The sequence below is a fragment of the Serratia sp. MYb239 genome (assembly GCF_002966855.1).
Classification (GTDB): Bacteria; Pseudomonadota; Gammaproteobacteria; order Enterobacterales; family Enterobacteriaceae; genus Serratia_B; species Serratia_B rhizosphaerae.
Genome location: NZ_CP023268.1, coordinates 3,448,534 through 3,462,262 on the forward strand (window position 1 = coordinate 3,448,534; position 13,729 = coordinate 3,462,262).

12 protein-coding genes and 1 pseudogene are annotated in these 13,729 nt (G+C 59.6%); 4 read left to right on the forward strand and 9 right to left on the reverse strand.

Annotated features, from left to right (window positions below):
• Positions 1-93: 93 nt before the first annotated feature.
• The 6 genes from accD to CLM71_RS16620 all read right to left on the reverse strand — a co-directional run bounded on the left by accD (position 94) and on the right by CLM71_RS16620 (position 5,904).
• The gene (gene accD, locus CLM71_RS16590; RefSeq protein ID WP_105231960.1) at positions 94-1,005 is read right to left on the reverse strand and encodes an acetyl-CoA carboxylase, carboxyltransferase subunit beta; all 912 of its coding nucleotides are present in this window, start codon (positions 1,003-1,005) and stop codon (positions 94-96) included.
• Positions 1,006-1,240: 235 nt separating this feature from the next.
• Positions 1,241-1,903, reverse strand: coding sequence for a DedA family protein (locus CLM71_RS16600; protein WP_105231961.1), 663 nt, complete (start codon positions 1,901-1,903; stop codon positions 1,241-1,243).
• A 100-nt stretch (positions 1,904-2,003) separates the two neighbouring features.
• The gene (gene truA, locus CLM71_RS16605) at positions 2,004-2,816 is read right to left on the reverse strand and encodes a tRNA pseudouridine(38-40) synthase TruA (protein ID WP_105231962.1); all 813 of its coding nucleotides are present in this window, start codon (positions 2,814-2,816) and stop codon (positions 2,004-2,006) included.
• A complete protein-coding gene (locus CLM71_RS16610; protein ID WP_105231963.1) occupies positions 2,816-3,826 on the reverse strand; it encodes an aspartate-semialdehyde dehydrogenase in 1,011 nt (336 codons plus the stop codon). The genes truA and CLM71_RS16610 overlap by 1 nt, the downstream gene beginning before the upstream one ends.
• An 83-nt stretch (positions 3,827-3,909) precedes the next feature.
• Positions 3,910-5,031 (reverse strand): 4-phosphoerythronate dehydrogenase PdxB, encoded by a 1,122-nt coding sequence (gene pdxB / locus CLM71_RS16615; RefSeq protein WP_105231964.1) that lies wholly within the window; start codon positions 5,029-5,031, stop codon positions 3,910-3,912.
• A 99-nt stretch (positions 5,032-5,130) separates the two neighbouring features.
• A complete protein-coding gene (locus CLM71_RS16620; RefSeq protein WP_105231965.1) occupies positions 5,131-5,904 on the reverse strand; it encodes a helix-turn-helix domain-containing protein in 774 nt (257 codons plus the stop codon).
• Positions 5,905-6,025: 121 nt separating this feature from the next.
• Between CLM71_RS16620 and CLM71_RS16625 the strand changes: the two genes are divergently transcribed.
• Complete coding sequence (locus CLM71_RS16625; protein WP_105231966.1) at positions 6,026-6,925, forward strand: DMT family transporter; 900 nt, start codon at positions 6,026-6,028, stop codon at positions 6,923-6,925.
• A gap of 47 nt (positions 6,926-6,972) precedes the next feature.
• Here CLM71_RS16625 and CLM71_RS16630 read toward each other — a convergent pair whose 3' ends face one another.
• Both CLM71_RS16630 and tctD read right to left on the reverse strand, forming a co-directional pair.
• A complete protein-coding gene (locus tag CLM71_RS16630) occupies positions 6,973-8,388 on the reverse strand; it encodes a sensor histidine kinase (protein WP_105231967.1) in 1,416 nt (471 codons plus the stop codon).
• Positions 8,375-9,049 (reverse strand): transcriptional regulator TctD, encoded by a 675-nt coding sequence (gene tctD, locus CLM71_RS16635; RefSeq protein ID WP_105231968.1) that lies wholly within the window; start codon positions 9,047-9,049, stop codon positions 8,375-8,377. Before tctD ends, CLM71_RS16630 begins: the two co-directional genes overlap by 14 nt.
• Before the next feature lie 125 nt (positions 9,050-9,174).
• Here tctD and CLM71_RS16640 point away from each other — a divergent pair, with 125 nt between their 5' ends.
• From CLM71_RS16640 to CLM71_RS16650, 3 genes are read left to right on the forward strand one after another with little or no spacing between them, the layout of a single operon-like run.
• Complete coding sequence (locus tag CLM71_RS16640; protein ID WP_105231969.1) at positions 9,175-10,155, forward strand: tripartite tricarboxylate transporter substrate binding protein; 981 nt, start codon at positions 9,175-9,177, stop codon at positions 10,153-10,155.
• Between the two features lie 13 nt (positions 10,156-10,168).
• The gene (locus CLM71_RS16645) at positions 10,169-10,600 is read left to right on the forward strand and encodes a tripartite tricarboxylate transporter TctB family protein (RefSeq protein ID WP_105231970.1); all 432 of its coding nucleotides are present in this window, start codon (positions 10,169-10,171) and stop codon (positions 10,598-10,600) included.
• 9 nt (positions 10,601-10,609) lie between these two features.
• On the forward strand, positions 10,610-12,127 hold the full coding sequence (locus CLM71_RS16650; RefSeq protein WP_105231971.1) for a tripartite tricarboxylate transporter permease: 1,518 nt from the start codon (positions 10,610-10,612) through the stop codon (positions 12,125-12,127).
• A 439-nt stretch (positions 12,128-12,566) separates the two neighbouring features.
• Here the strand turns inward: CLM71_RS16650 and CLM71_RS16660 are convergent.
• Positions 12,567-13,580: pseudogene (locus CLM71_RS16660) on the reverse strand (hypothetical protein).
• Positions 13,581-13,729 lie beyond the last annotated feature (149 nt).

The following is a 13,729-nucleotide window of genomic DNA, read 5'->3' on the forward strand; positions in this document are numbered from 1 at the left end:
AGGCGATGCTCTGCGTTTCAACCGCCGCATGGCCACTCAGCGGCGGTTGAGCGCCGCGACGGCGTAAACAGGCCGTCGCGGCGTATGCATGCCTTATTCGTCCGCCTGATTCTCCGGCGTCACTACCACCGGCTCAGGCTCGTCAAACGCCGGCTGCGGCTGGTTGGTCAGCTTGGACAGAATGCTGGCGAGCGTCTGGCGCATTTCCGGACGACGCACGATCATGTCGATCGCCCCTTTCTCAATCAGGAACTCGCTGCGTTGGAAGCCCGGCGGCAGCTTTTCGCGCACCGTCTGCTCGATAACGCGCGGGCCGGCAAAGCCGATCAGCGCTTTCGGCTCGGCGATGTTGATATCACCCAGCATCGCCAGACTGGCGGAAACGCCGCCCATGGTCGGGTCAGTCAGTACGGAAATGTACGGCAGACCGCGCTCTTGCATTTTGGCCAGCGCGGCGCTGGTTTTCGCCATCTGCATCAGCGACATCAGCGCTTCCTGCATGCGGGCGCCGCCGCTGGCGGAGAAGCACACCAGCGGGCAGTTGTCTTCCAGCGCCTGCTCAACGGCGCGAACAAAGCGCGCGCCGACGACAGAAGACATTGAACCGCCGATAAAGGCGAATTCGAAGGAGGCGGCGACAACCGGCATGCCGTACAGCGTGCCCTTCATCACCACCAGCGCATCTTTTTCACCGGTCGCTTTCTGCGCGGCCTGCAGGCGGTCTTTGTATTTTTTGGAATCCCGGAATTTCAGAACGTCTTTCGGTTCCAGCTCGCTGCCGATTTCCACTTCGCTGCCTTCGTCCAGCAGCGTGTGCAGACGCATGCGCGCAGACATGCGCATATGGTGGTCACACTTCGGGCAGACTTCCAGGTTACGTTCCAGCTCGGCGCGGTAGAGAACCTGACCGCAGCTGTCACATTTGGTCCAAACGCCCTCAGGAATGCTCGCCTTACGGGTTTGGGTGATATTGCTCTTGTTAAGAATTCGTTCAATCCAGCTCATCGAAGACCTTTCTGTTTGAACCTGGCAGACGCCAGTTCGCAGTTCATGCTTTAACAATCCCTTCGCAGCAACAGCCAATGAAAAAGCGCCCGGGACTCAGCGCGACAGGCGCGCAACCAAGGCACTGAATTCAGGGTTGTCCGCAGGAACAGACCATAAATGTCGCTCATTAAACCATATCGGCCCGACGCTGTAGATAAAAAACTGGTCGAACCGATAGGTTAAGCGATGTTTTTTACTGTTTTTGCTGGCGGGCAGCCGCGCGCTTATGGCGCCAGATTTCAATGACGCCCGGCAAAATTGACACAACGATAATAGCAACAATTAGCAACTTCAGGTTTTCCTGTACCACCGGCACGTTGCCGAACAGGTAACCGGCATAGGTAAACAGCAGCACCCAGACCAGCGCGCCAATCACGTTGTAGGCGGCGAAGTGGCGATAGGACATATGCCCCATACCGGCGACGAATGGCGCAAATGTACGCACGATCGGCACAAAGCGCGCCAAAATAATCGTTTTCCCGCCGTGCTTTTCATAAAACTGATGAGTTTTATCCAGGTAGCTGCGGCGGAAAATTTTTGAGTTCGGGTTGCTGAACAGCTTTTCGCCGAACAGCCTGCCAATGGTGTAATTGACCGCATCGCCCACCACCGCGGCGACCACCATCAGCGCCACCATGGTGTGCACGTTCAGATCGTTGGTCGGCAGCGAGGCCAGCGCCCCGGCCACGAACAGCAGAGAATCTCCCGGCAGGAACGGCGTTACCACCAAACCGGTTTCGCAAAACAGAATCAGGAACAAAATCCCGTACACCCACATGCCGTACTGCGCCACCAACTCAGCCAAATGCACGTCGATATGCAAAATGAAATCAATAACAAACTTGATGATGTCCATAGCTTCTCTCTTGTGCCGGAGGTCTCCCCCGCCGGCGGATTAATCAGGACGCACCGCGCAGGATCCCCTTGGCGGAGCCTGGCGCAACTTCGCGTCTTCTTTAGTCATCGGCTAAAAACAGCGGCCCCATCGGCGGTTGCGGCAGCGCGAAACGCTCAGGATAATCCACGGAAACCAGGTACAGACCTTCCGCTCTGGCGGTGGCCGCCGCCAGATTACGGTCTTTTAACGCCAGCAGCTCCGCCATCCAGTTTTCATCCTGGTTGCCGCAGCCAATCTCCATCAGGCTACCGACGATGTTGCGCACCATATGATGCACAAAGGCATTCGCCTTTATATCTACCACGATATACTGCCCGTGACGCGTGACCTTAACGTGTTTTACATTCCGCCACGGCGTGCGCGACTGACACTGCACGGCGCGGAATGAGGTAAAGTCGTTCTCTCCCAGCAGCGCCTGCGCTGCGCGCTGCATGCGCTCGGCGTCCAGCGGGTGATAGAAATGCGTCACCCCCTGCTGCAGCACCGCCGGACGATAGCGGTGGTTGAAGATCACATAGCGATAACGGCGGGCGGTGGCGCTGAAACGCGCATGGAAATCCTCCGCCACCGGGCTGACCCAGCGCACGGCGATATCCGGCGGCAGATGGGTATTGACCCCCATCGTCCAGGCGGCATCCTTACGGCGCGCCGTGGTTTCAAAATGCACCACCTGGCCGGTGGCGTGCACCCCGGCGTCGGTGCGGCCGGCGCAGAGCACCGTGATCGGCGCGTCCGCCACTTTACTCAGCGCCTGTTCCAGGCAGGCCTGCACGCTCGGCACCTCTTGCTGACGCTGCCAGCCGTAATAGCCGCTGCCGTCATATTCAATGCCCAGCGCGATTTTCTGGGTCGCTACAGCCGGTTCGGACATCAGTACAGCTGCTCCTGCAGCAGACGCTCTGCGGTTTCAATCGCCATCAGCGCGCCGCCAAAGCGCACGTTGTCGGCCACCGACCAAAATTGCAGCACCTGCGGGATACCGTAGTCATTGCGCAGGCAGCCGATGCTCAGCGCATCGCTGCCGGAGGCTTCCGTGACCTGGGTCGGATAGTCGTCTTCGTCGCTCAGCTGGATATCTTCCGCGTCCTGCAGTTCGGCACGCGCCTCATCGGCGTCGATCGGACGCAGCCCTTCCACCTGCACCGCCTGCGCATGGCCGTAGAACACCGGCGACTGTACGCAGGTCACCGACATCGGCAGCCCTTCGTCCTGCAGCACCTTACGCACCTGATCGACGATCAGACGCTCTTCGCGCACGCTGCCCTGCTCGTCCGCCAGCAGCGGCAACAGGTTGAACGCCAGCTGTTTGGCGAACAGCCCCTCTTCCACCGGCATACCGTTCAGCAGGCGCGCGCTCTGGCCCGCCAGATCGTCCACCGCCGCTTTACCACGGGCGGACACCGACATCAGGGTGGTGACGTGCAGGCGCGACAGGCCGGCCTGTTCGGTCAGCGGCTTGATGGCGGTCAGCAACTGGCTGACCATGCCGTCGGCCACGGCAACGATATTCCGGTTGCGGTAGTCGGCCAGCACCTGCGGGTTGACGCCCGGCACCACCAGCGGCACGTCCGGCTCCAGCGCAAACAGGCCGCTGCTATCGATCACCAGACAGCCCATATTGCCGGCGTCGACGGCATAGCGCGCCGAGGCTTCCGCACCGGCGACGAAAAAGGCCAGCTGTGCCTGCGACCAGTCGAACTCGTCGGCATTTTCCACCTGCAGGGTTTTGCCGTTAAAGCGCACCGTTTCGCCGGCGCTGCGTTCGCTGGCCAACGGATAGAGTTCGCCCACCGGGAACTGACGTTCCTGTAACAATTCCAGCAATGCTTCACCTACCGCGCCCGTGGCGCCAAGCAGAGCGATATTCCAGCCGTCAGACATTGGGGTATCTCCCGAGTATTTCATTAACATGCAAAACAAACGGGCGGTGCATCACCGCCCTGATATTTAAAACCGCGCGCCGTTTAGCGTACGCTAAAGCCCAACCGGGCCAGCAGCTCGGCGCTGGCGTCGTCATCGCACGCCACGCGCAGCGACGACCATTCGCGTCGCTCCTGATACTGCTTGCGCAGGCGGTCGAATTCGCCCGCCTGGCCGGCAACTTTGCGCAGCGGCGCATCATCGCGGCGCACATCATACACTAAGTGCATCAAACGTTTCAGCCTGCCTTGATCGAGCGGCCCGTTCAGACGGATTTCGCTGAATTCCGGCGTCGGCAGCAGCGAGGCCAGCTCAATCTGCTGCGGCTGGCCCAGATGGCGGCAGAAGGCCTCAAACACCTGCGTGGTGCCGCGCGCCTTGCCTTCCAGCGTATAGCCGGCGATGTGCGCGGTGCCGATGTCCACCCGCGCCAGCAGCGGCAGCGACAGCTCCGGTTCCGGCTCCCAGACGTCCAGCACCGTGCTGAGCTTTTTGCCCTTTTCCAGCGCCTGCAGCAGCGCGGCGTTATCCACCACCGCACCGCGACAGGCGTTAATCAGGATGCGGTTGTCCGGCAGCGCCGCCAGCAATTCGGCGTCGGCCAGATGCAGCGAGTGATAAGGGCCGGATTTATTCAGCGGCGTGTGGAAGGTCAGCACGTCGGCTTCCGCTACCAGTTTTTCCAGCGGCCAGAACTCACCGGCGTCGCCGCGATCGGCGCGCGGCGGATCGCACAGCAGCGTACGTACGCCCAGCGCCCGCAGGCGCGCATCCAACCGTGCGCCGACGTTGCCGACCCCGACGATGCCAACGGTTTTGTCACGCAATTGGAAGCCGTCACGTTCAGCCAGCAGCATCAGCGCGGAGAAAACGTACTCCACCACGGCGATGGCGTTGCAGCCGGGCGCGGCGGAAAAACCAATGCCCGCCTGCTGCAGCCAGGCGTCGTCCACATGGTCGGTGCCCGCAGTCGCGGTGCCGACAAAGCCGACGCGGGTGCCGTTCAGCAGCGCCTCGTTCACTTTGGTGACCGAGCGCACCATCAGCGCATCGGCGTCCGCCAATGCATCCTGCGGGATCGGGCGGCCCGGCACCGCCAGCGTGTCTCCCAGACGGCTGAACAGATCAACCGCATACGGCATATTTTCATCAACCAGTATCTTCACTTCTTTCTCCAACCCAGGACGGCCATTTGCCGCCCGATCATATACTCGAGTTATGCCTGCGTCACGGCATTGCACGCAACGGCAACCCGGCGCGCATATCTATGCGCGCCGAAAACGTTCGGGGGTAGCACCCGCAATCTGCTGAAACATCACGATAAACGCCGAAGCGGAGCTGTACCCGACGTCCAGCGCCACCTCCTGCACGGTCTTCCCCTGCTCCAGCAGCGACACCGCGTGCAGAAAGCGCAGCCGCTGGCGCCATTCGCTGAACGACATGCCGAGATCCTGCTGGCAGCGGCGCGACAGCGTGCGCTCCGTGGTATAGACCCGCCGTGCCCACTGCGCCAGCGAGGTGTTGTCCGACGGACAGTGCTCCAGCGCCTCCAGAATCGGCGCCAGAAACTTATCCTGCGAGGAAGGTAAATAGGTCTGCTGCCGTGGCGACAGGTGGAGTTGGTCAATCAGTACGCGGCACAGGCGCAGATCCGCCCGGCTCTGCGGGATATACTGTTCGCGCGCGTAGAAATCATCCGCGATGGCGCGGAAAATCGGCGTGACGCTGACCAGACAGGGCGTTGCCGGCATCTGACGGCATAAAGGCAGAGCGATGTCCACCATGCGGCACTTCGCCAATTTATGGTTATAACAGGAGTGCTCCACGCCCGCCGGCGCCCACAGCACAAACTCCGGCGGCGCCAGAAAGCGCTGCCCGCCGATACGGGTGACCATCACGCCGCTGGTCACCCACATCAGCTGTCCCCAGGAGTGGCTGTGCGGCTGAAATTCGGTGCGCACATTGAACGCCTCACAGCGAAACTGCACCAGCTGCGGCGCCGGGATCAGCGTTTCTGAGAAATGACGGATTTCCGGCATAGCGCTATCTCCCCTGCAGGTTGTCTTGTTTACGGTGATTTTTGTCTGGTTTTCAGTATATGCAATAAACCAGACATGCGTAAACTAGGCATCACTTTGTACGTTGTTGAGAATAATTATCATGAACATATTCTTCCCTCTGGTAGCGGTACTGATCTGGTCCATCAACGCCGTGGTCAGCAAACTGTCGGCCGGCGCGATCGACCCGGCAGCGATCTCTTTCTATCGCTGGTTGCTGGCGCTGATCGCGCTGACGCCGTTTGTGCTGCCCGGCGTGATCCGCAACTGGCGCACGGTGCGCGCTAACGGCGGCAAACTGCTGGTATTGGGGCTGCTGGGCATGGTGCTCTATCAGAGCCTGGCCTACTACGCCGCGCACAGCGTCAGCGCGCTGTTTATGGGCATTATCGTGTCGCTGATCCCGCTGCTGACCATTCTGATCAGCATCGTACTGCTGCGGGTGGCGCCGACCGTCGGCGTAGCGCTGGGGAGCGTGACTTCATTATGCGGCCTGATCTGGCTGGTGAGCGCCGGTCAGCCGGGAGCGCTGTTGCAGCACGGCATCGGCAAAGGCGAACTGATGATGTTTGCCGCCACCGCCTCCTACGCGCTGTACGGCGTGCTGACCAAACGCTGGGCGATTGCTCTGTCCAACTGGCAATCGCTGTACGTGCAGATCGCCCTCGGCGTGCTGCTGCTACTGCCGAACTTCCTGATGGCGCCGGACGTCAGCCTGAACAGTCAGAACCTGTCGCTGGTGTTGTTTGCCGGCATTCCGGCATCGATTATCGCGCCGTTCCTGTGGATTCAGGGCGTTGTCCGCCTCGGCGCCAATACCACCTCTATCTTTATGAACCTGGCACCGGTGTTCACCGCGGTGATCGCCGTGCTGTTCCTGCATGAACAGCTGCACGCCTACCACCTGGTCGGCGGCGGTATCACCCTGCTGGGGGTGATCCTCTCTCAACGCCTGCGCACGCCGCTGGGCCGTAAAAAACCGCAGACGGCGGTATCCAAATAAGGACGCCGCCGGGGCGGAGAACGGCGTCTCCGCCCCGGCCTGCCGGCTCAGGACAATAAGCGGAAACGCACCCGCACCAGCAGGCCGCCAAGCTCTGCAGAGCTCAGCAGCTCCGGCCGCGTCGCGTGATAAGCGGCGATATCCTTCACCAGCGCCAACCCCAGCCCGGCGCCCGGCTGCTCGCCCACATTATCCAGACGACGGAAAGGCTGCAGCGCCTGCTGCGCATCCTGCTGGGTAATGCCCGGCCCGCTGTCTTCGATTTCCAGTATGCCTTCTCCATTTAATGCGCTCAGGCGCGCCGTCACCGTGCCGCGGCGCGGCGTATACTTCAGCGCGTTATCCAGCAGATTGGCGCACATCTCCGTCAGCAGCAGCGCCTCGCCGCCGATCCAGCACACCGCCTCCCCTTCATAACCCAGGTCGATACCGTTGCTGCGCGCCTGCGGCAGACGGGAGAAGCAGGCGTCGCGCAGCACCTGCGCCAGATTGACCGGCTGCAGCCGGCGTTCACCGTGCGGCTCGTGCGCCTTCAGCCGCGACAGATACAGCAGCCGGTCGGTCAGCGCCACGGTGTTATCCAGCGTCTTGCCGATCGCCAGCAGGCTTTCGCGCCACTGCTGCGGATCATCGCTGGCCAGCGCCACGCCAACCTGCGTCTTCAGCACCGTCAGCGGCGTACGCAGCTGGTGCGAGGCGTCGGCGCTGAAACGCTCCTGACGCGCCACCATCACCCGCAGCCGTTCGGTATAGCGGTTAAACGCCAGCAGCAGCGGCTGCATTTCCGACCACGGCAACAGCAGGGTCGGCAACGGCGTCAGCTCGCCCGGATCGCGGCGCATCATCACGCTCGACAGTTTACGCAGCGGCTTGAGCAGCTTTTTTAGCAGCACAAACGCCAGCGTCAGCGTCAACACCACCACCGTCCCCTGACTGAGCAGCGCGGACAGCAGCATCTGACGCGCCAGATAGTTGCGCGATTCCAGAGTTTCCGCCACCAGGATGGTCGCCATGCCCATCATGCCGCCTTCATTCACCGGCTGATAGAGCGCGGCGACGCGGATCGGCCGCCCGGCATATTCAGCGTCGTAAAAATGCACCAGCGCCGGGTACAGCGTGGAACGCGCCAGGTGCGGCGGCGGCAACGGCAGATCGTCATAGCCGGAGATACTGCGCCCCTGCGGCGAAATCACTTCGTAATACAGCTGGTCATTCATATTACGCTCGAAGCTGTCGAGCACCACATAGGGCACGTCGATCTTCAGCTTGCCCTCGCGCACCACCAGCCGCTCCGCCACGGTGCGCGCCGACGCCAGCAGCGTGCGGTCGTAGGCCAACGTCGCGGCATGGGTGGCGCTAAAGTAGTGGGTGTAAATAGAGATGCCGCCCAGTATCGTCAGCGGCAAACCGAAAAACAGCAACAGTTGGTAGAACAGTGAAGCCGGCGGTTTAAACCACGTCATCGCTCAGCTCCAGGCTGTACCCCAAACCGCGCAGCGTAACGATCGCCACATTGCTGCCGTGCAATTTTTTACGCACCCGGTGCACATACAGCTCAATGCTCTCCGGGTTGGCCTCGTCAGACAGGGTAAACACCTGCTCGAACAGCTGCTGCTTGGCGACCGGCCGGCCGCGCCGGTGGATCAGCGTGGTCAGCACCGACAGTTCGCGCGGCGTCAGCGCCAAGGGCCGATTATCCAGCAGAAAATAGCCGTCGTCGTGGTAGGTCAGCGCGCCAAACTGCAGGGTCTGCTGGGTGACACCCACGCTGCGGCGCAGCAGCGCGCGGATGCGTGCCTCCAGCTCGTCCAGTTCAAACGGTTTGCTCAGGTAATCATCGGCGCCGAGATTCAGCCCTCTGACCCGGTCGCTGACGTCAGCGCGGGCGGTCAGCAGCAATACCGGCAGATTCTGACCGCGTTTGCGCACCCGCGCCAGCAGATCCAGCCCGTTGAGACGCGGCAGCTCCACGTCCAGCACCACCAGACTGTAATGTTCGTTTAACAGCAGATGGTCGGCCACCACGCCGTCCGACGCCACGTCCACGGCGAAGCCGGCGCCGGTCAGCGCCTTCTGCAGCCAATGGGATAATTCGGGGTGATCTTCCACTAACAAGAGACGCATATCACATCCTGTAAACTTTCCCGTACGTTGAAAGGTAAATGAAAGGTTTATGTTTTAACAATTTGGCAACCCCGTGTCAGCGGGAGTTCTCACAGACTGAAAGAAAAAATACCTAGGGGAAGGCAATGAAAAAAATAATCACCCGTACTCTGACCGCAACCGCTCTGCTGTTGGCAGCCAATCAGGCTTTCGCCATTGAAGCGCCCGACCGTACCGAATGTATCGCGCCGGCCAAGCCCGGCGGCGGCTTCGATCTGACCTGTAAACTGCTGCAGGTGTCTTTGCAGGAAACCAAAGCCATCAATAAACCGATGCGCGTTACCTATATGCCGGGCGGCGTCGGCGCGGTGGCCTATAACGCCATCGTCGCCCAGCGCCCGGCGGAGTTCGGCACCGTGGTCGCCTTCTCCGGCGGCTCGCTGCTCAACCTGTCGCAGGGTAAATTCGGCCGCTACGGCGTGGATGACGTCAAGTGGCTGGCGGCGGTCGGCACCGATTACGGCATGATCGCCGTGCGCGCCGACTCGCCGTATAAAACGCTGAAAGACCTGATGGAAGCCTTCAAGAAAGATCCCACCAGCGTGGTGTTCGGCGCCGGCGCCTCGATCGGCAGCCAGGACTGGATGAAAACCGCGCTGCTGGCGCGTGAAGTGGGCGTCGACCCGCGCAAGATGCGCTACGTCGCCTTTGAAGGCGGCGGCGAACCGGTGACCGCGCTGCTCGGCAACCATATTCAGGCGGTATCCGGCGACCTGAGCGAAATGGTGCCTTACCTGCAGGGCGACAAAATCCGCGTGCTGGCAGTGTATTCGGAAGAGCGCCTGCCGGGCCAGTTGGCCGAGGTGCCGACGGCTAAAGAGCAGGGCTATAACCTGGTGTGGCCGGTGATCCGCGGTTTCTACCTGGGGCCGAAGGTCAGCGATGAAGAGTACCAGTGGTGGACCGACGCCTTCGCCAAACTGCAGCAGACCGAAGAGTTCAAAAAGCAGCGTGACCTGCGCGGGCTGTTTGAATTCAACCTGCGCGGCAAAGAGCTGGACGCCTACGTGAAGAAACAGGTCAGCGACTACCGTGAACAGGCGAAAGCCTTCGGCCTGGCCAAGTAATCCGGAGGCATCCATGAGCGATCGTATTTTTGCCGGGGTGTGGCTGCTGCTGTGCATCGGCGGCCTGTATATCGGCTGGGGCATTCACAGCGAATACAGTTATGAGCCGCTGGGGCCGCGCCCGTTTCCGCTGATCATCCTCAGCCTGATGGCGCTGTGCGCCGTTCTGATGCTGCTGCGCCATCCGCAGGTGGTGGCCTGGCCGCACCGCGCCACCCTGCAGCGTCTGCTGCTGCTGACCATCACGCTGTCGCTGTACGCCTGGTGTTTTGAGCTGCTGGGCTTTCCGCTGGCTACCGCCCTGCTGACCTTCAGCATCGCACTGCTGTTCGGCGCGCGCGTGCCGGCGGCGGCGATCTCCGGCGCGGTGATGGGCGTAGCGCTGTATTACGCCTTTGACCGCCTGCTCGACGTTACGCTGCCGCTCGGCGCCTGGCTGAACTGAGGAACGATAATGGATACCTGGTTATATTTATCACAAGGGTTCGAGGTGGCGCTGATTCCACAGAACCTGGTTATTGCGCTGATCGGCTGTTTCGTCGGCACCATCGTCGGGCTGCTGCCGGGCCTCGGGCCGATTAACGGCGTGGCGATCCTGCTGCCGCTGGCCTTCGCGCTGAAGCTGCCGGCGGAATCGGCGCTGATTCTGCTGGCGACGGTGTATATCGGCTGTGAGTACGGCGGCCGCATCTCCTCCATCCTGCTGAACGTGCCCGGGGACGCCGCGGCGATCATGACCGCGCTGGACGGCTACCCGATGGCGCAGCAGGGGCGCGCCGGCGTGGCGCTGTCCATTTCCGCGGTCAGCTCGTTTATCGGCTCCATCATCGCCATCGGCGGCATTATTCTGTTCGCCCCGCTGCTGGCGCGCTGGTCGCTGGCCTTCGGCCCGGCGGAGTACTTCGCGCTGATGATCTTCGCCATCGCCTGTCTCGGCAGCATGATGAGCCAGAACCCGCTGAAGTCGCTGCTGGCGGCGCTGATCGGCCTCGGGCTGGCGACGGTCGGCGTCGATGCCAACACCGGCGTCTACCGCTTTACCTTCGACAGCGTGCACCTCTCCGACGGCATTCAGTTTATCGTGGTGGTAATCGGCCTGTTCTCGGTCAGCGAAATCCTGCTGATGCTGGAGAGCACCGGCGCCGGCCAAAAGCTGGTGCGTAAAACCGGGCGGCTGCTGTTTAACCGTAAAGAGGCGAAAGAGTGCGCCGGCCCGGCCCTGCGCTCTTCGGTAGTCGGCTTCTTCGTCGGCATTCTGCCGGGTGCCGGGGCAACCATCGCCAGTGCGCTGACCTATATGACCGAGAAGAAAATCAGCGGCAACAGCGACACCTTCGGCAAAGGGGATATCCGCGGCGTGGCGGCGCCGGAGGCGGCTAACAACGCGTCGGCCTGCGGCTCGTTTATTCCGATGCTGACGCTGGGCGTACCGGGTTCCGGCACCACCGCGGTGATGATGGGTGCGCTGACGCTGTACAACATCACGCCGGGGCCGGCGATGTTCACCGAACAGCCCGATATCGTCTGGGGGCTGATCGCCGCGCTGCTGATCGCCAACGTGATGCTGCTGATCATGAACATCCCGCTGATTGGCCTGTTTACCCGCATGCTGACCATTCCGCTGTGGTTCCTGGTGCCGGCGATCGCCGCCGTATCGGCAGTCGGCGTGTACGCGGTGCACAGCACCACCTTCGACCTGATGCTGATGGTCGGGCTGGGGGTGTTCGGCTATATTCTGCGTAAAATGCACTTCCCGATGTCGCCGCTGATTCTGGGCTTTGTGCTGGGTGAACTGCTGGAGCAGAACCTGCGCCGCGCGCTGTCGATCAGCAACGGCGAATACGGCATTCTGTGGGGCAGCGGTATTGCCCAGAGCCTGCTGGTGCTGGCGGTCGCGGTACTGGTGGTGCCGCCGGTGCTGCGCACGATCCGCAAGCGCCGCCAGACGGTGGAAACCGCCGAGGCCGAATAAGAATTACCTGCAACATCATCAACAAGGGGCCGGATAATCCGGCCCCTTTTTTATGCAAAGAGTTTTATATAGGCAGCAAACAAGGCAATCAAAGTCAGACAGAAAAAAGACAGCAGCGACAAATAAAACAAAGTCGACAACCAACTTATTTTCGCGCTTGGAATTTCCTTAGAGAAAGCATAGACGTCACTTGTTTTCGGTAAGAAAAACGCCTTCCTTCCTGCCCTGAGCTTCATAAAGAAATAGCAGATTGCTACCGAACCGAAAATTCCGGTCTGACAATGAAACGAATAGGGAAATGGGAATTCGTACTTCTCCCTGAACGATGCGATTAGACGCTTGTAATGTTTGCTATAGATAATATACACGCCAACATAAACGGAAAAACTTATGGTCTGAATGGCGAGTATTGCTATTGTGAGGTTTTTAATTAAATCGTTCATAGTCCGATGTAATCGTAGATTATATCAATGATCGATTCTGTACTTGTGCTAGCAATGTATCCACCAGCAATTGAGCCGATCGCGGCACATGCAAATCCACCAGCCCCAGCTGCTGGAGCTGTTACTATACCTAACCCTACACAAATAGCGCCACCAATACTAGCCCCGGCTAATCCACCACCAATGCCTGATGCTGTGCTTGCTGTAAATTTAGTATATTCTTTAAATGCAGACTTTCCACATTCATTTTCTCTACCAGTGGAACATGACTCGATCACGTTATTCGTTGCACCTGTAAATGAAAATGCGATGCCAATATATCCACCAGTTTTAAGAAAACGGGCTGCTTTTGCAGCATTTGACGTGTAGGTAGCATACCCAGGAATAGCACCAATGCCGACTGTAGACCATTAGTGAACAATAGAACGACTGGAAAGATTTAGTGCACGCTTCATGTCTTCATAAGGCTTGAATTTTATCGAGTGTCTTGCCACAGATTTTATAATTGGTTTATTAACCAAATCTTTCAGCTCAGAAAAAAGACGACGTCTTTCGACAAAAAACTGCTGACCAATAAGCGTTCCCTGAGTCCGGTACTGGTTCTGATAAGTTGCTTCAATTCTTTTTAGCGTGTGCTCAATAGCTCTGAAATATTTTTCCCCAGCATCACCCACAGCACCAAATATTTTATCTCCAGCGAACGTCAAGCCGGCAATCATTCCGTAGTTACGCTGAAAAAAACTAGCTTCATCCGTGCTGACGCCTACAAGACCATCATTGACTCGCTGCTTTGCCAGTCGAAGTGAACGAAGCATCTGGCCAGTCATCGTGGTTTCTGGATCAGCGATGATCAATATCTGTCCCGGTTTAGCCCAATTCGTGTCTGCGTTTAGTTGCATGAAATAACGGGCTGCGTCTGTGTTGCGGCGGTTAAACAGCAATCCCGCTTGCAATGCGAGTGATCCTGGCTGTTCAACCACACAATAACCGGGGGCGATTTTCCGTGCCATAATTCCCTCTCGAAATATCAAACCTTCATTCAGGCAATAGTAGCCTAATGCCCTATCATGGGTATAGGGGAACGAGAACCCATCATGTAAAAAACCACGGTACGGTCATAACAACAGCGGAAGATATTGAAAACAGGGAGCCAAGACCG